The organism is Cyclobacterium lianum (assembly GCF_900143075.1).
Taxonomy (GTDB): domain Bacteria; phylum Bacteroidota; class Bacteroidia; order Cytophagales; family Cyclobacteriaceae; genus Cyclobacterium; species Cyclobacterium lianum.
The window spans coordinates 363,724-384,471 of the sequence record NZ_FRCY01000005.1; the positions used below are offsets into that span (position 1 = coordinate 363,724).

The 20,748-nt window shown below is 41.6% G+C and carries 12 protein-coding genes; 3 read left to right on the forward strand and 9 right to left on the reverse strand.

The features are described 5' to 3' along the window. The first annotated feature begins 3 nt into the window (after positions 1 to 3). The 3 genes from BUB19_RS10735 (at position 4) to BUB19_RS10745 (ending at position 9,674) form a co-directional block, all read left to right on the forward strand. Entirely contained in the window at positions 4 to 2,436 is a 2,433-nt protein-coding gene (locus tag BUB19_RS10735; protein WP_084097179.1) for a right-handed parallel beta-helix repeat-containing protein, read from the forward strand. Positions 2,437 to 2,907: 471 nt separating this feature from the next. Further along, positions 2,908 to 3,708 (forward strand): alpha/beta hydrolase family protein, encoded by an 801-nt coding sequence (locus tag BUB19_RS10740; RefSeq protein WP_073094529.1) that lies wholly within the window; start codon positions 2,908 to 2,910, stop codon positions 3,706 to 3,708. A 1,034-nt stretch (positions 3,709 to 4,742) separates the two neighbouring features. Continuing rightward, positions 4,743 to 9,674 carry a malectin domain-containing carbohydrate-binding protein gene (locus BUB19_RS10745; RefSeq protein WP_073094530.1) on the forward strand — a complete coding sequence of 1,644 codons (4,932 nt, stop codon included), beginning with the start codon at positions 4,743 to 4,745 and terminating at the stop codon, positions 9,672 to 9,674. A 351-nt stretch (positions 9,675 to 10,025) separates the two neighbouring features. On the opposite strand, the gene BUB19_RS10750 is transcribed toward BUB19_RS10745, so the two are convergent. The 9 genes from BUB19_RS10750 to BUB19_RS10790 all read right to left on the reverse strand — a co-directional run bounded on the left by BUB19_RS10750 (position 10,026) and on the right by BUB19_RS10790 (position 20,735). Then, positions 10,026 to 11,132 (reverse strand): glycosyltransferase, encoded by a 1,107-nt coding sequence (locus BUB19_RS10750; protein ID WP_073094531.1) that lies wholly within the window; start codon positions 11,130 to 11,132, stop codon positions 10,026 to 10,028. A 17-nt stretch (positions 11,133 to 11,149) separates the two neighbouring features. Further along, positions 11,150 to 12,109, reverse strand: coding sequence for a glycosyltransferase family 47 protein (locus BUB19_RS10755; protein ID WP_073094532.1), 960 nt, complete (start codon positions 12,107 to 12,109; stop codon positions 11,150 to 11,152). A gap of 74 nt (positions 12,110 to 12,183) precedes the next feature. Further along, a complete protein-coding gene (locus BUB19_RS10760; RefSeq protein WP_073094533.1) occupies positions 12,184 to 13,299 on the reverse strand; it encodes a glycosyltransferase family protein in 1,116 nt (371 codons plus the stop codon). Positions 13,300 to 13,333: 34 nt separating this feature from the next. Continuing rightward, the gene (locus BUB19_RS10765; RefSeq protein ID WP_073094534.1) at positions 13,334 to 14,089 is read right to left on the reverse strand and encodes a WecB/TagA/CpsF family glycosyltransferase; all 756 of its coding nucleotides are present in this window, start codon (positions 14,087 to 14,089) and stop codon (positions 13,334 to 13,336) included. A gap of 81 nt (positions 14,090 to 14,170) precedes the next feature. Then, positions 14,171 to 15,406, reverse strand: a complete 1,236-nt coding sequence (locus BUB19_RS10770; RefSeq protein WP_073094535.1) for a glycoside hydrolase family protein — start codon at positions 15,404 to 15,406, stop codon at positions 14,171 to 14,173. Continuing rightward, positions 15,393 to 16,532: a polysaccharide deacetylase family protein gene (locus BUB19_RS10775; protein ID WP_073094536.1), complete on the reverse strand. Its 1,140-nt coding sequence runs from the start codon at positions 16,530 to 16,532 to the stop codon at positions 15,393 to 15,395. Before BUB19_RS10775 ends, BUB19_RS10770 begins: the two co-directional genes overlap by 14 nt. Further along, entirely contained in the window at positions 16,519 to 17,622 is a 1,104-nt protein-coding gene (locus BUB19_RS10780; protein WP_245802826.1) for a glycosyltransferase, read from the reverse strand. The genes BUB19_RS10775 and BUB19_RS10780 overlap by 14 nt, the downstream gene beginning before the upstream one ends. A 5-nt stretch (positions 17,623 to 17,627) precedes the next feature. After that, positions 17,628 to 18,524, reverse strand: coding sequence for an AAC(3) family N-acetyltransferase (locus BUB19_RS10785; protein WP_073094537.1), 897 nt, complete (start codon positions 18,522 to 18,524; stop codon positions 17,628 to 17,630). A gap of 48 nt (positions 18,525 to 18,572) precedes the next feature. Beyond that, positions 18,573 to 20,735 carry a bi-domain-containing oxidoreductase gene (locus BUB19_RS10790; RefSeq protein ID WP_073094538.1) on the reverse strand — a complete coding sequence of 721 codons (2,163 nt, stop codon included), beginning with the start codon at positions 20,733 to 20,735 and terminating at the stop codon, positions 18,573 to 18,575. Between the last annotated feature and the right edge of the window lie 13 nt (positions 20,736 to 20,748).

Here is a 20,748-nt window from a genome sequence, read left to right on the forward strand (position 1 = left end):
ACTATGCACGGGACAAAATTCTTTATCTTAATTTTGTTGATTTGGAATTATAGCCACAGCTATTCTTCAAATTATTACTTTTCATCTTCGGACGGAAACGACGAACGAACTGCTGAGGAAGCACAGCATCCCTCCAGCCCATGGCGCAGCTTGAATAAATTGAATGAGCTTATTCCGAAATTGAATCCAGGCGATTCTGTTCTTTTCAGGTCTGGAGATTTTTTTTATGGGACCATCGACCTGAAAAAATCCGGAACCCCGGAAAAACCCATAGTTTTTAGTCAATATGGAGACGGGGCAGCTCCGGTGATCACCGGATTTACCCGACTTGAATACTGGAAAAAATCCGCTCCGGGGATATACTTCGCCAATACACCTCCCGCCATCGCCCCGATCAATGTATTGACATTAGATGGTAGACCTATGGCCATGGGAAGATTTCCGAACCAGACTGAAAACAATGGCGGCTATCTGATCCCAGATGAGATAATCGGAAAGAACCAAATACGATATCGATCCTTTCGGAATGAGGAACAGTGGAATGGCGCCGAATTGGTAATCAGAAAAAACCATTGGATCATGGACAAAGAAAAAATCATCTCTCATGAATCCAATACCCTCACCTTTATACCTTCATCGAGCTACGAGCCTAAAAATGGATACGGTTTTTTTATTCAAAACCACCTGAACACACTCGACCAGAAAGGTGAGTGGTACCATGATGTAGATGCAGACAGACTCTATATATGTCTGGGAGACGAAACCCCTGAAGACCTCTCCATCAAAGTCAGTACGCAGGCCAATCTCATCACCACACTTACCAATACCAGACATATTGTCTTTCAAGGGATACATTTTGAAGGGGCAAACAAAGACGCAGTGCTGATAAGAGGAGGCGACTCCTTCCATTTTAACTCTGTGACAATAAAAAACTCGGGTGAAAATGGGCTGCTGGTGCAAAATATGGATCGTTTTCGTTTTGAGAATTCGACAATACTACATGCTCAAAACTCGGGAATCTACCTGAAATCAGGAAACTATCAGGCCACCATAAGGAACACAACCATAGACAATACACATATTTTCCCTGGCATGGGGCAAAGTGGCGACAATAACGGGTATGCGATATTTAGTATCTCAGATGCCGACTCCATCACCAACAACACCATCAGGAATTCCGGTTATGTAGGGATTGGTTTCCGAGGCAGCAATGTTTTGGTAAAAAACAATTACATCGATGGTTTCTGTCTTGTAAAGGGTGACGGTGGGGGAATCTACACCTATACCGGAGGCAGCCGTAAGCAGTATACCAATAGAAAAATCATCGGTAACATCGTTAAAAATGGTATTGGAGCAAAAGAAGGAACATCCCTCCAGGGTGCTGACTTTCCTGCGCCTGCAGAAGGAATATACCTGGATGATGACGCGGCAAACATTCTGGTAGCTGAAAACACCGTTTCCGATATAGCCCACAAGGGGATATACCTGCACAATGCCCAAAATATTGAAGTAAGGAACAATCTGGTATACGATGCGAGTTTTCTAGTATTTCTGGCAGACGACGAACTGGGACAATCAATCAAAGACGTGAAAATTATAAAAAATACGCTGATCAGGAAAGAACCTCATCAGATTGGGATGGGAATTCGATCAACAAAGGCTGACTATGGTTTGATGGGCCTGTCCGATCACAACCTATACGTAGATTTAACAGGTTTGGGAATTTCATTTTTTGAACAGGACATCAATACTAAGGTAGAAAAACACCAAACCCTGGCAGATTGGTCAAAAACAACCAACTGGGAAACATCAACCAGGCAGGTGGACTACAGCCTGCAAAATCATTTGAGAGAACAGTATCCGACAAGTCCAGGTGACAACAATTTTTCAAATCTCACGGAACGTATGTACTGTAGCAAAGGTTGCGGGATCACAAAAATGAAGGAGGACGTTTTCTCAATTTCGTGTGAAAGTGAAATAGCATACCTCAAAATAGACCTGGGCCCAATCGACAGTGGGGCAAAATACCTCGCCTCTATAACCGGGTCAGCAGATGAACCAACAATCGTGGAAGTTTTTCTTCGGGAGAGAGGAACACCCTATCAAAAATTAGCAAATAGTCGCATTATTTCATTTAAACGTACTATTGAAAAATTTCAATTTCCGCTTCTGGAAGCCAAAGGAGATGAAGACGCGTCGATTATTTTAAATATATTCGGTCCAAACAAAAAAATCAGAATTAAAGAAGTTAAAATAGAGTTGCTTGCCAGAAAACCAAAACCCGATAGCGGGGAGGCTTTTCGGTTAATCTCTAACCCTGCCTCAACCACAAAGAAATTCGAACTAAAAGGTACTTATAAAAATCTATCCGGTACACTCCAGTCAGGAAGTTTAATGCTTACCCCTTATGAAAGTGTATTCCTGATTCGGCAATAATTCCTTCTCTATTGATTAAAAAAATAAAAATCGTAAATTTGAAAACAACTTTTTTTATTGCTATGAAAACGAGTTTTGATGCCACTGTTTTAAAGCAACATCGATTTAATGGATTACTAATTGAACGAAGAGGTCAAATTGGGGGAGGGATGAGAAAATGAAACTTACTCTGTTTGGCTTTAAACATGACGTTTTTTTGGAGATACATCCTATCGAAGCAGTTAGGCTCTTTTTTACACGTTGCCATGTGAAAACAAAAGCCGCCCGTATTTATCAAAATCCAGATTCTGTCAGTGAATCCTCTGCCTAATAAACACACTTTTCTTCTCATCGGTCTCTACAGCACACAGCAAATCAATAAGGTGCAACCAGAGATCGGTTTACTCATATTTAAAGGTCATTTATAGATAATTGGTAGTCTAAGCTATGTTACATTTACGAAAACATTCTGCATTTGAAACAAATTACAACATGAGCCAGCGAAAGTCTGTATTCGTAATTTTGGTTTCAGCTCTACTTCTATTTGCAGTTTCATCATGTCGACAGGATACAGTATTTGAAGAATATGAGATTAAGGAATTCACATTCATGGGTCGCGAGGCAAAGGTAGTTTTTCCCAAAATCAGGAATCCAGACAATTATTGGATATGGAGAGCAAGATTCTGGGGACATGAACCACAGGTTGACAAAGCCTTGCTGGAGAAAGGATTTCATCTCGTTTATGTTGACGTTGCCGATTTATATGGAAACAACGAGGCAGTAGCATTATGGAACAAATTTTATGACCATTGCATTTCGGAATACGGACTCAATCCTAAAGTGGTATTGGAGGGGATGAGTCGTGGAGGTTTGATTGTATATAATTGGGCATCAAAAAATACAGATAAAGTTTTTTGCATTTATGCTGATGCACCGGTTTGCGACATAAAAAGTTGGCCTGGAGGTATGTATAATGGAAGTGGAAGTCCGGAGGATTGGGAACGTTGTCTAAAGGCATACAATCTTGATACTATTTCGGTTAAAACGTTTGAAGATATCCCTGTAAACAATAGCGTTAATATTGCAAAAGCTGGTATTCCGGTTTTGCACGTGTATGGTGATGCCGATACTATCGTACCTTATAACGAGAACACTGAATTATTAGCTAAAAAATTCAGAGACGCTGGTGGGACAATCGAGATCATAAGAAAAGAAGGTGTAGGACATCATCCACATTCCCTGGAAGACCCTAAACCTATCGTCGAATTTATTTTAAAAAGTATTGAAAAGTAATAATTTCACGGGGTCCAAAATAATCCCGTCATTTTTTCTCCTGCGCTCAATTTAGGATTCACTGGCTGTGCTTGTGTTTTTGCCAGAATGGTAGAACTCAATAGAACGGCCTTTTTTTTTTGCTTAATGCTGTACCTCTCAAGGTTTCCAGTCCGTAATGTCGGAAAGTGTACTTCACAGGCACCATAGGTAATTTCAAATAAAAATGTCCGGAGAAGGCCGTAAAATCGGTAAATAAGGAAAATACTTCCACAAGACGCTCTCCCTTTTTCTTCTATACTGCCTACAAAAAGGAAACAAAGGATTTTCCCTGCTCAAATCAAGAACGGTGCTTTGATATCGAAGCCGACCGACGCTTTGGCGGTCTGAATCCGATTGGCAGCTGCTACTTGTACATCCTGGCCAACCTGTCAATGTTTTCAAAATGACACCTTCTTTTCAGTTTAACAGGTGTCTAATACATGGCACTCCCCCGCACTACCAATAAGTTTTATCGGCTAAAAACGCCAGGATCGGTTGAATCCTTCATTTTTCAGATTAACGGTCGATAACCTGTATGGTTGTAATTCCCCAAATTTTTTTAACGAGCCTCAACAATAAGTGAGTTAATTTTTTCCGGACTATATCATGCTCCCTACCTCCTGCCTTCCTCAAAGATCCACCTATGAAAAAAAAATCACTTTTTTTTTAAAAACCTCAATTTATGATTATCGGCATTAAAAATAATTCCAAAAACAATATTGAAATCACATACCTAAATTATCCAATTTTTTCTACGTCTTGAATAGAGTATAGTTAAAAATAAAATTTGGTAATAAATTTTTTATACCCTTTATTATCAACATAAGACGTTTTTAAAGAATATCATTTTGATATATACGAAATTCAAAAAATTTAATTGTAAGGTCTGAAATACCAAATAGACACTTTATAAACCAGAAAAGATTAAACAAAATGAATATTCTCTCTAAAAATATCAAGACGATTAAAAAACATAAAACACAAATAATTCGAAACTTTTAAATGCCAATTCGATGAAAAAGTTAATCTCAATTCTGCTACTGCTCCTGGTAACCATAGCAATTCCCGCAGTCAGCCATGGAGCCAGTTATTATTTTTCTCAGCAAAACGGAAATGACTCCAGAAGTTTTTCTCAGGCGCAAAACCCGGACACTCCGTGGAAATCTATTGAAAAATTAAATGCAATTTTCCCTTCATTAAAGCCTGGAGACAAGGTACTGTTCAGGAGGGGAGAAACTTTCTTCGGAACCATTGTAATGAGCAATTCCGGCACCTCGACCAGCCCAATTGTAATCGGCGCCTACGGAAGTGGCGACATGCCGGTTATCACCGGACTGGTAGACATAAAAAACTGGAAATCCGTTGGAAACGGTATCTATGAGTCCGTGCAAAGTGGCCTCAAGGCGCAGGCGACCAATATGGTCGTGATCAATGACAAAGACAAAGAAATGGGCAGATACCCCAATAGTGACAGCAAGAATAAAGGATATCTGACCTACGAATCAACCGGATGGAACAGCATTACCGACAAAGATCTTAGCTCCTGGCCAAACTGGACGGGTGCAGAAGTAGTGATCCGCAAAATCTATTGGATATTAGACCGACATAAAATCACCTCGCATTCCGGTAATACGATAAAATATGCGTCCAATAGCGAAACCGCTTATCAACCCAAAGCAGAGTTCGGCTACTTTATACAGAACCATATCAAAACATTAGATCAGGAAGGAGAATGGTACTACGACGCAAAGAATGCCAAAATCAATGTTTTCTTCGGTAGTGAGTCCCCCTCTCAGAACAAGGTACAGGTCGCCACTTTAAACTCTCTTCTGACACAAGTCAAAAGGGTAGACTACGTGACGATAGAAAATCTTTACTTTAAAGGAGCAAACTCCAACGCTATCGAGCTATCTACTGGCAAAAACATCATTATTAGGAACTCCAAAGTAGCATTTGCAGGGGTCAACGGGATCAATGCAGAAGGAAATCACAATTTGTTGCTCGAAAACAACGCAGTTTTAAATATCCACAATTCCGGCTTGGAATTAAAATCCTGTGACCATGCGGTAATCAAAAATAACCTGATCCAGGACATTCAGTTATTGCCGGGTATGGGTAAGTCTGGCGATGGCAGTGGGTTTGGGATTTTCTCACCCAATGACGACAATCTGATTGAAGGAAACCGCATCATCAACTCCGGGTATGTCGGGATTAGATTTGGAGGAAACAACTCAGAGGTCAAAAACAATTTTATCAATAATTTCAATAAGACAAAAAATGACGGAGGCGGCATATATGTCTATACGGGAAACAGCAATGAAACCTTTTACAACAGGAAGGTCATTGGCAACATCATTCTTAACGGTCATGGAGTAGTAGAAGGGACAAACATACGCTCAGCCTTAGCCAAACCACAATCTGAGGGCATTTACCTGGATGACAATACCACCGGTGTGGAAGTAGCTTACAATACCATTGCCCACATATCCAGTAAAGGCATTTACCTGCACAATGCGCGGCAAAATAAAATCCACAATAATCTGATCTACAATAGTACCTACCAGCTTTTCTTCAGAAATGACCATATGGGGGCAGATATCAGGAATAACTCTGTGGAAAATAACATCTTTTTTTCACAAAGAGGCGAGCAGAATAACCTGAACTTAAGCTCCATAAAAAACGACTTATCGCAGATGGCTGGTTTTAGCAACAACGTATACGCCAACCCGCTCACAGATAACTACAGGATAATCAACAAGTACAACATGGGCACTTCCTATGAGAAAACGAGGATACTTGACCTGGATGGCTGGAAGGCGCTTTACGGAAAAGACTATGGGTCAAAAATCCATCCGGTAAATATCCCTTCCTACGAGATAAACAGCCTGATTGGAAAAAACAAGTACTCCAACGAGGGATTCGATGGACATGCAGACTATGTAACAGTCAAGAATGGTAAGACTTCATGGGTAAAAGATTCTAAATTGGACAACGGAGCCCTTAGGGTCACTGGATCTGGAACTTTCGAAATCAACGTAAGCATAGGAAAGATAGTTGAAGGTAAAAACTACCTCGTGAAATTCAGTGGTATAGGCAACAAGGATTTTGCAGGTAAGGCCTACTTCAGGCAAAAATTCTCTCCCTGGAGAACTATTAGTGCGGTTAGCGCAGTGGAGTTTAACAGTGCAAGGAATGAATACGAAATATTGCTTACTCCAGCCACTTCATCGGACGAAACTGTGCTCATGTTTAAGTTTGAAAATGTAAGCAGTGCGGATTTCCAGTTGGATAACCTTAGTGTCTATGAAGCAGACCTTCGGCTGACCAATCCAGATGATAAGATATTTTTTGCTTACAATGACGAGGCCAAGGAAAAATCCTTCAGCCTGGCTGGTGAATATGTGGACATGCACGGCAAAACTTATTCCGGGAGTGTAAAGATTGCTCCATATCGTTCGATAATTCTGATCAAAACTTCGGATAACAAAATATCGCAGCCAGAGCCCATACAGCAGGCTAGAGTAATTATTCCCGAATACGGATCGGGAATGATCGAGGGAGACGACCTTGCGATAACGCTCGAAGTGGATGCAGGTAGAGAACCGGAAGTGGAGAAGGTAAACTACTATTATTGCGAAAAGTTGATTTCTTCCGAAACAGATACCCCATTGGCTTCTACCTGGAAAAGTGTTCCGTACGGCTCCCACTATATCTATGCCGAGGCAGTCGACATATACGGGAGAACCGTATTCTCTGATAGTGTAGCTATTCAGGTGAAAAAAGAAAATGTTTTACCGGTGATCAATTTCGTTGATCCTCTTGAGGATCTAACGATCGAAACACAGCAATCGATTCAAATCAAAGGTTCTGCGATAGATTTGGATGGTACGGTAGCACAGGTAAACTTACTAGTCAACGGCAGGAAGGTTGATACTTCAACCAGTAGTCCTTATGAATTTTCATGGGAATCGTCAGAAGCCGGCATGTATACCCTGGCTTTACAGGTTATTGATAATGACGGAGGTGTAGGCGTGTCAGGTCAGGTAAAAATTACCGTCAATAATATGCTCGGTGAAACCGGGTCGGTCCCTTCTGAGCCTATAGCTTCACCCGGGGAAGATCTCAACCTTGAGCCTCAATTTAGTTTATTTGTGAATCTGGGAACCCAGAAAGAAGTGTCTTATCAGGAAAAATCCTTTCAAGGAGAGCAGCTGGTTGCGGGTGACATTATCGGCAAAACCTATACTTATTCCAATACAAAATTTGCTGAACCCTTATTCCAAACCGAACGAAACGGGGAGGATTTTATGATTGCAGTGGATCTGCCAAACGATACCTATACTGTAACGACCTATCACAATGAATTATACTTTGGCCAATCAGGCCCAACTGCAAGACAGGGACGAAGAATATTTGATATCGCTATTGAAGGAGTTGAAGTTAAGAAAAACTTTGACATCTATGTATCCAGCAACAATCAACCAACTGCGCTGACCTTCAGGAACGTTGAAGTGAAAGATGGAAAACTAGATTTACGCCTGGCAGCTTCAGCCAACCGGGCTACCATCAGCGGTTTGTCCATTGTTTCTGAAACCGAAACTAAGGAATCAGCCTACGAATTGACACCAGTCATGCGGCTAAAAACAGGATACTATAGAGTTGTAAACTATGACGGCGAAGACTATACCCCAGACTATAATTTGGGATATTTCAGTCCTTCTTCTACTTATACCAACAGGAAAGCCAGTAATGATAAACTTTTCCAGAATGCCCGTACTGCAGAGGTATTAAAGTACAGTATCCCTGTGGAAAACGGCACATACACGATAAAAACCTTCCATAACGAACTGTACTACGGAAATGGAGGTCCACAAGGTGTAGCTGGTGGCAGGGTATTTGACATCTCCATAGAAAACAAACTCGTAAAAGACGATTTTGATCTCTTTGTAGAGAACAACAACAAACAAACCATCCTCACTTTTGAAAATATTCAGGTGGCCGATGGAGTATTGAACCTGGATATGGTGGCCAGTAAAAACCGGGCCACAATCTCAGCTCTGGCTATATACAAGGCAACGGGCACTAAGACAACAAGCGAAGTAACGAACCACGCCTTTTATATAAACGCTGGAGGTGACACTGATGAGACCGTGTCTGGTGACAAATACCTGGCAGAGGGAAACAACCAAAGTTATTACAACAAGGCCTCTTATCGCTTTGAAAATACCAGCGCTTCTCGGGAAAAGCTCTTTCAGACAGAACGAAATGGATCTGATCTCCGGTATTCCATTCCTGTCCCGAATGGCAGCTATACTGTTCTTACCCTGCACAATGAGCTTTGGTTTGGACTGGAGGGGCCTTCCGCAAGAGCAGGAAGACGAGTGTTTGATATCAACCTGGAAGGCCAGCTAGTTAAATCTGATTTTGATATCTATCTCGAAAACAGGAATGCCCCTACCATTCTTGCTTTCGAAAACGTAGAAGTAAAAGATGGGATTTTAGATCTGAAAATGATCGCCAAAGAAAACAGAGCCAGTATTTCCGGAATTGCAATAATCGGTACCTCGGCAAAAAGCGGAATAGCGGGTGCCAATCTTCGAGGTTACCGGGAGATGTTTGGCCGGGGCTATAAGGAAATGATAGGCCGGGGATACAAAGAAATGGATATTTACCTGGATGAGCCCATGGGCAACAGTACCAGGATATTCCCTAACCCTGCGAAGGAAAAAACCACCGTTGAATTGGGACAGGAAATAGGCCAGGGAAGGGTCCTGATTCACAACATGAGTGGTCAATTGGTAGGACAATATGAGCTTGACTGGATCAGGACCGCTGGTAATCAATATACCGTCCCGTTAGACAATTTGTCTCAGGGCATGTATCTGATTAGCATTACCGACGACCAAACCGTTGTAGACAAACAAAGGTTGATCGTCAGTCCGTAACAAAACAAATCACAAAGAAAAAAGCCCCGATTTTGTCAGGGGCTTTTTTTATTTTTTATAGGAGAGATCAGTCGTAGACCTACCCTATTAACACTTAAAGAGAGCGTAAATTGACCGCTGCCAGCCTGGATTTCAGGTAGCGTCAATTGACACTATTACTGCAACGACTCATTATCATTGGTTCCATATCGGGGAATAAAAACGTGAGCTGCCTAAGGTTTTAATCCACCAAAAAGGCCACTCTTATTATAATCAGGCACACTACTTCAAGTATGCCTTAATAAAGCCCCTCCTGAATACCAACAGGAAAAAAATCAGGCCCGATTACAACACAACCGAAAAAATCTCAATTCAGGCTCTTTCCACCACTTCATGAAATATCTTTCCCAATTGTCGTGCAAAATTCTCGATATTGTATTTACTAACATGCAATTCCTTGGCCCTTTGTCCCATTTTTACAAGCAATTGACCATCGCTATTCATTTGCTTTATCCTATTTGCCCAGCCTTCACTGGTATTGTCCTTAACCCAAAGTCCAATATTTTCCTTTTCCAAATCAATATCAAGAAAAGGGTGATAGGTCATTAACACTGGCTTACCTACGGCAATAGCATCTAGCAGGACCGTGAGCCCATAGGTGTTGCCCTTGTTTTTGATCTCTTCCTTCAGCGGAATGATTATGAATTCGGCATTAATATAGGCCTGTAACAACTTGTCATAGGGCACCCAGGTAGTATCAACGGACACATTTTTTGGAAGACGATCGGCTTGGGGTATTGTATTGGGTGTACAATAGATTTTGAGATTTAGGGGTATGTTTTCAAATGCCCTGATTAACATATCGTAATCTCTGTCTGCTGTTCCCGCACACACGGCATAGGGAACGTGGTCGGGAGGCTTCACGGCCTTGATATTCCTGTAAAAGTCTAAATCAGCTCCCCATTGGACAGAAAAACATTTTTGTTTAATATCTTCATGAGACAATTTTAAATCCGCAGAAGTTTTTTCTAAAAGACGCCTGGAAAAAAAAGCAAATGCATCAAATTGGCGAATCCGTTTAATTGCCAATTGATTTAATATGGAGTCTTTTTTTTTATAATATATAAAATTTTGGTGAGCCAGGCCAATCATCGGAATTTTTACCAAACCGGCCATTTTGAGTAAAGATAGCAACCGGCTGGTAGACAAGGGATAGGGCATGAAGATCAAATCATAATGTTTCAGCGAAAACAAAGCTCTGATCTGCTGATCCAGATAGGGTATTTTCAGGTACTTACCAACGGTATCCAGCCATCTGTATTTTTGGTGCGGATGAATGTCGACAACAAACTCCCCGGTTCTTTCGAGCTCTACCTTACCCATCAGGTAATGGCTGGGATTGATACCATTTTCCCAGTTGTGGTATATTTTTTCAAAAGAGTAAGAATTGATCAACAGAATCTTTGTCTTTTCTTTCATACTAAAAACTCAATTCACTATACAGCTAAGTTCTCTAACCGTTCAATGATATAATTTGCGGTAGCTTTTTCAGAACATTTCTCCAACCACCATTTTCGGGTTTGCTCGTGGATACGTTCCATTGTGTCTTCATCTTTTAACAGCGATTGAATCACTACTTTCCCCACATCCCAATTTTCAATTTGGATAATTGGCGACTCCTTGTAAAAAGGGGTGGCAGGAAGAGGCTCAGATATGATCACACAGCCTGCCCTCATCGCCTCAAAATGACGAAAACACTCCGTCATGAAGTACCCTTTGGGACACAGCACGATTTTAGAATCCGAAAGCACCTCTCCATATTTTTCAGGAGAGAAACCTACCTTAAACCCATCATTGAACATGACAATAGACTGCTCAAAAATACTGCTGAAATCATTTTTGATCCTAAGCAGAAGTTTCCTGTAGTATTCGTGGGTGGTGATCGACTCAGCGGGCAGCAAATACCTCAGTCTGGAAAAAGTCCTGTAGAAATCAATCCTGTTCATATTCAGGTTCCCTCTGAAAAACACATTGTACTTTCTTTCCTTTATCGGTTTGTCTGGAAATTCAGGTACCGCATTGACGTATCCTAATGCAAGTGGGAATACATTTGATGCCTGAGCTTTGTTGCCTATATAGGCCTTAAATATGGCGAAATATTTGTCGGCATAATCGCTGGGATCCAAACCTCCCTCGTCAGACAAGTACAACAATATCTTTTTTTGTTTCGAAACCAGGTTTCCACTCGGGGGCATGGTGTCCTTAACAGCATCTGGATTTCTTTTATTGACATTGTGATGTGAATAAATAAAAAATTCAAAATTAAAAAACGTATCTCCCAGTGCTTCCCGTAGTTCAAAGATAACTTGTTTTATGAACAAAGACTCGTTGAGTTCATCAAACCTGTAGTTTGACGTTTTTTCGTAAATTACATTGCTTAGTCCAAACAATTTCATGTGCCGTTAGTCTTTTCTAATGATAATCTTGTGACTGGTCCAATAGGCATTTTTAAGGTATTTGTGTGAGGTGCTCAAACATCAATATTGTAACTGTGGCAAATTTTAATTACTGCTTCTTCCAATTTCTTCGCAAACAAATCGGAATTAAACTTTTCCTGATACACCCGAATCGCATTCTTCTCCATTTCTTGAAATGCCGCTTTGTTTTTGACGAGTGACTCTACTGCCGCTACCCATCCCGATACATCTCCTTTTTCAACAGTTATGCCAAACCCCTCGGCTGCTGCATCTAAATTGAGAGACGGGTTTTTGGTAATTACAGTAGGCTTTCCCAATGCCACTACATCCTGAAGGCTTGTCATGCCCTGACATCCTTCCGAGCGCTCAGGGTATTTGAGGGGAATGAGAATCGCCATAGATTCCACGTAGTATTGCATCAGCTCTACATAAGGTATGAACTCAGCATATATGGTGACATTTTCAGGGATATCCGCTATTTGCGGCATAGAATTTGGCGTGCAGAATATTTTCAGGGGATAATTCAATTTTTTGAAAGCTTCGATCAGTGTACCATAGTCCCTCGCTGTATGCCCTGCACTGATAAAGTATCTGCCATTATTCTGAGCCTTAGCGTTAAAATATCGATAAAAGTTCGTATCCGGACCCCACTGGGCCGTATCAATTTTTGACAAGCTCTTTGGATCTTCAATTTTCAAAGCCTTGACGGTATTTTCTTTCAACTTCTCACTTAAAAAAAGAATTCCATCATATTGCAACAAGACTTTTTTCGTCAGCCACCTGATAAATTTGCTTTGGGAGTTTGTTCCCAAAAATGGCTGATGAACAGTAACCAGAATCGGTTTACGGTAGAGCCCCAGTAGCTTTAGGAAAATAAGAAATCGGGTATTGGACAGGGAATACGGGGCATACAAGATATCATAGTCACGCCCATGTGCCAGAATTCTAACTTGCTGGTCCAGGTGTTTGATCCCAAAAAGTTTTCCAATTTTGTTCAGAACTGGATATTTCTCATGAGGGAAGATACGCACCTCCACCTTTCCCCTATTTTCCAGCTCAATCTTTCCCCATACATGATGACTGCCACTATTGCCTTTTTCCCACAGTGCATATGCATTTTCCATGGAATAGTTATTCACCAGCAACAATCTAGGTTTTCTATTGTTCATCCCATTTGTTATATGAATTGGCCAGCCGTTCGATTTAAGCCCTACTGTTAAGTCTCATTCTTTCGGCGAAAAGCATTTTTACAAAGGCTAGATTTGTAGTAAGATATCGTTTCCACATTCTACCCGGCTCTTGCATGGTCCTGAAAAACCATTCTAATCCGATATTCTGCATCCAGAGGGGAGCCCTTCTGATCTTGCCTGAAACCACGTCAAAACTTCCGCCAACTCCCATTATAAAGGGTACCTGCATGAGGTCTTTGTATTTATTCAGAAATATTTCCTTCTTGGGTGAACTAATGGCTACGAATAGAATATCTGCTCCCGAATCTCTGATTTGATGTGCAATTTCTTCTTCCTCTTCTTTTTTAAAATAGCCATTTCGGTAACCGGCGACAATATCTCCACCGTATGATTTTGAGTATTTCTGTACTACACGGGCGACGATCTCCTCTTTGGCTCCGAGAAAGAAAATCTTGTATCGTTTCCTTGCGCTAAGTGCTACCAGATTCTCCATTAAATCTATACCCGCCACCCTTTCCGGTAAATCCTCTTTCAAAAACCTCGCTGCCCAGACGATAGACTGTCCGTCTGCATTGATGATGTCGCAGTCTATAATAGAGGCTCTGAGCTCCAAATCCTTTTGGGCATTGACCAACTTCGCTGCATTTACCACCACATGGTGCAGGCGCTCTTTCTTCTCAATACTATGGTCAATCAATTTTACCGTCTGCTCCATAGTGAGCGCGTCTACCGGTACATTGCAAATTTGTATTCTTTTCACATTTTCCATTTAGATATAATGATGGTTGTTCAATTTGGTTCAGGAAGACCAAAAAACATTCCATTTTTTATTGCCTGATCAATTTTATCATCAGGATTTATCGCTGCGCTCTTCCGCTTCAACTCCTGACTGCAGGGATACTGGCGGATCTTTTCTAAACCAAACCGTAAAACAAAGAAACATCCAGGCCTGAGCCCATCGCATATATGGTATTTTCGATGTAAAGTACTTATTTATCTGATAATAAAAGTATCCCCTGGAAGATTGCATGTTTTCTACCGTCCATTTCAATACCTTTTCGGCCAGTTCATTGTATTGCCCAAACTTACCCATCTTATCCAAAGTGATGACCAGCTGAGTGGGGGCGTGTATGTCTATGGGATAAGTGCTATTGTTGTAATATTTGGGCACTCCTTTTTCTGTGAAAAATGTAGAGATATAGTAATCGAATCCCCTTTCGGCATAATTTTCAAAGCTAATGTCTCCGGTGTACCTTGAAAAATCGGAAAGGCATTCCAGGTTATAGCCAGTGTGAAAATTATCTATCCATTGGTGAAACGGTAGTGTACCATAGCTCCACGCGCCATTTTCCTGTTGATATTTGCAGGCAAAAGCAACGGCCTTTTTTGCCTCTTCATAGAGATTCTGCTCCCGGGTATGGTGATATACCCGACTCAACAACCTTGCTCCCAGCAATGAGGCATTGAAAACCACACTTTTGTCCAGCGGTGAATAGGAAAAGGAGAAGTCTCCGTTTTCGTCATATGTCCTGTATAGGTCCTGCAAAATAAAATCACAGGCGCTCCTTGCTGCGTCAAAATAGGACTGGTTTTTGGTAATATCGAATGCGTCCAATAGAGAACAGGCCACAAATGTAGTTGCCACCACAGTAGGCGTGAAACGCGGCTGAAAAAAAGCCCTGGCCTGCCAATCAAAATTATACCCCCAACAGCTTCCGCTCCAACCTGCAGATTGCAACTCAAGGATTTTATCGCCGAAAAAATAAATTTTTTCGGCGAATTTCTGATCGGGATCGATCCTGTACAAATTGCAATAGCCCGAAAGGAAAAGACCCAGTGCTTTTGGATTATACTCTTTGGGCACACCTACCAATGGCCGTAAATTGAAAGGGGCTCTTTTAAAGAATTGTGTCCAGGCAAGTTTCGCAATTCGGGAGTCAGAAACCAGCGGTAACCGCTGAAAGAAGGTGCTATTCAAGCTGTCGTAAGGATCATAACCTTTGAATCCCTCCGCCTCACAAAATTTTTCCAAAGTAGAAAATGCGTCAAAAAATTGATGCTTGTTTCCGGATTTAAATGATTCCATTTTTTGAAATTTTGTTGTTTGCTGTTCTATAACTTTGCTGAATCTTGTATACTGTATCCTTCAGGGTCAGAAACTGGAGATTCTTTCGATTGGCTTCTACAAACCTTTCAAATGTGTTTGAATAAATAAACTCCTTGGAATGTCCTATCAGCACAAAGGGGTAAAATGATTCAGGTTGCTTCCTTGAAAAACTTCTGGCATACCGAAGGTATTGTTGCATTTTTCCCCGAGAAAACAGACAAAAGTCCCATGTCAGGTGTTCCTTCTCCAGAAAAAAACCTATCTTACTCCATAATGAACTCCTACCCTCTACCTTATCTTTAATTTTCACCATATTGGAACTCTTGTTCTTCAAAGCAATGCGGATGCGCTGCCCATCGTATTTTTTGTACCGTGTGATAGATTTGGAAAATATCGGAATCTCTATCAATCCCTTTGTGGTATCAGCCGGCCTTTCCACAGCCCGGTCTACCATCCAAAAAGGGGTATCCAGAGAAAGATGACGAAAGTCGTAGCTGTAGTATTCATTCTCGATAAAAGCTCCAGGGATCACCGAGGAATCAGCAATGAATCCCAATTTAAGTAAAACCTTCACAATTTCATCCGACGGAGTGAGACTAAAGCCCCCAGCCCTGAAAATATTGCAATCATAACCGGGATCCACCGTTCTGACTACCGACTCTATACCAGCTTTACCCCTGGCAATCAGTTCTTCCAGGCCAATAGGAAAATCCTGATCGGCTGTGAGGGGGACTTTCGTCAACTTCCAATACCTGTGATCCGGATGCCATCTCCCATCAGAATACCTCGCATTTATCCAATGCGGGTGGATATGCAGTTGTATATCGTGTCCTTCAAGATGGGCCTGCTGTATTTGCTTTTCGATGGCCTCCACCGGATTTTCCTCATAGCCCATCCGATTACCTGACGCCCATTCCTCTTCCATCCGCAGATATTCCATCACTTCAAAAAAAATTGTAGCCTTAATTCCATGCTTTTTGCAAACGCTCAGGAAGTTTGCTGTAGGATGAATCATCGTATCGAAAACACTTCCGGAACCATCTCCATAGAGCTCGTAATCCAGTGTAAGCACCAAATGCGAAACGGATGTTTTATTTGTCTTCATCGTAAACATTTTTTTCAATGTATTCTACAAGCTTTTCCCTTCTGGCAGCCCAGGAATTGCTCATAGCAAGATTGATCCTTTGATCAATCAATTGCTGATTATCATCTGTGTAGGCTTTTTTAACCAATGACACGAATTGTTCATCGTCATTAGCCTTATAGACTGTCCCTTCAGGAAAATCCCAATGCCTTACGTTCAACAGATTGGTAATCACAGCAGGTCTCCCGCATGCCAGATATTGCCACAATTTATTTGGCGTCCTGCCGGTATTCGGGTCGTCCATGTAGTACGGCGCAATGGCCACGTCCATTTGAATCAATTGTCGGTGAAGATTCTCTCCCATCATCGTACCATGTGCCACCACCCTGCCGGGTGACGAAAGGTGCTCAAGAAAATCATCTGCAATAGGCCCGATCAAATGAAGCTCTGAGTGAGGAATTTCAAGTATCGCATTCATTAGTCCGACAGGTGTTTTTTTTCTATCAATAAAACCCAATAAGACCACCCTGATAATTCCATCCCGCTTTCTGACCGTTACCGGCAGAGAATTGAATTTTGAAAAATCCGGTGCACCAAGTGGCAACTCAAAAGATCGTGGATTAATCTTTTTGAAGTCATCGACCAACTTCCTGGCTGTTGCGAGGGAAATGGTGGCCGTCTTTAACAATCGTTTTTGGGTAAAAATAGTATATGCCCTCACCAATGCCGGAACCTTAACATTGTTGATGTAATCGTCACTTGCATAATAGATAAACCTATTAAAGTATCGGCCTATCAGATGCGCCCCAAAATCAGAACAAATTAACACGACGTCTTTGCCCTTAAAATGATGTTTCAGTTTTGGAAAAAGCCACAATTGATACATCTCATTTACCAAAGGCATTCTGTATCTGATCCGGCGGCTTACGGGAAAGGAGGGTATGATCACCTGAAAATTATCGTTCACTTGACTGATATCCATTCCCGGGCGGCCATTTCTATTAGAAGAGACAAAGGTGACTTTATATTTCTCTGCTAATGCATGAGCCAACTGGTGCCTTGACCTTGGAGGACTATCCCAGACGGTGTTTGTATAGATCACAAATTCCATTGATATCAATTGGTTGATTTTTTTGAAAAAGTCGTCCTGGAAATCCCTTGTTCCAATAATTTTTTGGCATGCAGGTATACTGACTCGTTTCTGACGGAATAATAGGGTACTCCCTTTACCAGCACCAATCGGTAATCTGGGCAATCAGTCTGCTTAAGGAAATTGCAAGGAGAGATAATTGAATTGACTTTTTCAGGCTGATGCAAATAAGTACGTACTGTCTGCATTTCTCCGTAATAATTCATTTTACCTTCAAATAACTGCTCAGAATATATTTCTGATTTCTCTTGCAAAAATAAATCCTCGCAAGCATGAAAAAAAGAATTGATTTCAACTCCCAAGCCTACCGTTTTGCTGTTGGGAAGGCTTTTGGTTTTGAAGTAAGGGCTGTATTTATCATAAGGGTACCGTGACATGTGATGTTCACCAATTAACCAATCCCTATCCTTACCCCATGCAGATAGGGCCTTCGCTGGATGTGGGCTGAGCTTAACTCCGTTTGATTCTTTGAATTTTTGGGTCAAAATCCCCATGAATGATCGGGACGTGTACACATCAAAAACCCCCCCTTCCTGAATCCAGTAATAAGCATGCCCTGTGGGATAAAACGGCATTAGCAGATTACCCGATTCCCCAACTATTGTTTTCAAGAGTGTAATGGCCTCTTCAGGAGAAAAATCTGCATTCATATTGCCAAAGCTGGAATGAATGATTAGGGTATCTCCCTCTACAATATTCAAGTTTTCCCTAAGTATTTTTTCAAAGGACGCAAGACTTAGTGGAAGCCGATCTTCACCTGATAATTTTACCTGTCGCTCATACCTTCTTTTCACTTTCCTGTAAAAATTTTTCATTTCTACCGGAGTCCAGTATTTAATGTACTTTACTATCCTGTCTATCATCTTTCACCTCGTAAATATTACATTATAGGCCATTGACCTGCCAAAACACTAGGAATAAGCCTCCTCTATATCTACTTTCTGAGGGAGCCCGGTGGAAAGGCTATCGAGAATCTTAAAGGTGGTCAACGTAGTCAGACAGATAGATTCAAATGAAATGGGACTCCCCTGGCCTGATTTTACCTGATCCAAAAACCGGTGCACCTCCTCTTTATGCCCTTTTCCAAATGATTTTAGTTTAAGCTGTTTATTATCCTTATATATACTGCCGCTTCTGAAATCATGGATAATCCCTACTTTACCTCCGGAAAAAACTTCTATGTTCTCTTTAGGCAAAGATTTATCTCCATTGGCCAGGTAGGAAAGGTTGCCCACAGATCCATCACTAAACTTAATATTCACAGCCAGGTTATCTGCAGAGGTAATCTGTTCGTTGGAAGTGTTGATAGACTCCGCAAATACCCTTACTGGTTTCGCTCCGGTAAAGTATTGCATCAAGTCAATAAAATGGCATACCTCGCCAACTATTCGACCACCGCCTATTTCTGGTATCTGTGACCAATGATCCTTTGGTATAAAACCTGCATTCACCCGAATGTTAACCACCACGGGTTCACCTGTATTTTCCAATTCCTTTTTAATCTCTACGGCGACCGGGGCGAATCGTCGGTTGAAACCAACCATTACAGGCTTGTCGAAGGCCTTTTGCGCATGAATTACCTCTTTGAGCTGCTCCAAATTCATGGCTAGCGGCTTCTCAACAAAAACATTCTTACCCGCTTTCAGACTACTGATTACGTAGGCAGCATGAGATACGTGCGGCGTGGCGATAAAAACGGTATTGATTTCCTGTTTATTGAGAACATCATTCCCATCAGACGAGCAGAAATTAAATTTAAATTTATCCAATACACTTTTTGCAGTGATTCCCTTTGAGGTGACCACACCATCTAATGATCCTCCCCAGGATTTTACATTTGGAATCAAATAACTCTGAGCAAAGCTACCCGCTCCGATAAAACCGGCATTTATCTCCTTAAGAGGCTCCTGATTTACCTCGGTCCTGGATTGGAGCTTATTTGCGTGTGCTTCATATTTCAATAAAATACCTATATGTGGTTCATTTACTTTTCCCATCACGATATCGTAGGCCTTCTCTGCCTCAGCAATATCGAAAACGTGTGTAATGAGCGGTTTGATGTTGATGGCTTTTGCAGCGATAAGGTCTAAAAATGCCTCCATATTGCGCTGCTCTGTCCAGCGCACGTAAGCATAGGGGTAGTCATTGCCAAGTTCCTCATAATCGACATCATATCTCCCCGGCCCATAGGAGCAGGAGATCTTTAATTCCAGCTCATTCTTATAAAAATATGGCTCTCTGGGGATATCCATCTTGACGGCTCCCACTACAATTATTTTACCTTTCTTCCTGGCAATTTCGGTAGATAAAACGATGGGATCGTTGTTTGGGGTAGCAGCGGTGATGATAACAGCGTCAAACCCTCTTCCATTGGTGAAGTTTTCGCAGGCACTGATCAAATTGGAATCGTTTCGGTTAAGCGCCTGATTGGCACCGGATTCCTTTGATAGTGCCACCAATTTGTCTGACATGTCAATTCCGAATACGCCGCAGCCATTCGCTTTAAGCAGTTGAACAGTCAATTGGCCTAGAAGGCCGAGGCCGATCACGCATACTTTCTCTCCCAACCTCGGATCTGCCTGCCTGACTCCCTGCAGCGCTATGGCTCCAAGAGTGGTAAAAGCTGCCTCATCTGAATCTACCCCATCAGGAATCTTAGTGACCAAATTTTGTGGTACTGAGATAATCTCGGAATGGGATGCATAATCTGCTCCGGCGCAGGCTACCCTATCTCCTGGCTTGAACAAACCCTTGCTGTCCATTGATGCGATCACTTTTCCAGAGGTGCTGTATCCCAATGCCTTCAACGAATCCAGTTTGGTCCGTACCTTACTTATGGTTGCAGACAATCCCTCTTTCTGAATATTTTGAATTACCTGAGATACGAGATCAGGTCTTTGTTTAGCCTTCCCCAATAAATTCGCCTGCGCTACTTTCACAGTGCTCCTTTCTGTACCGGCACTGATCAGAGAATAATCATTTTCCACCAGCACCATTCCTTCGGAAATCGCCGGAACGGGCACTTCATCGACATACAATTGTCCTGTCTTAAAATTTTGTATTACTTGCTTCATTACCTTAAAAGAA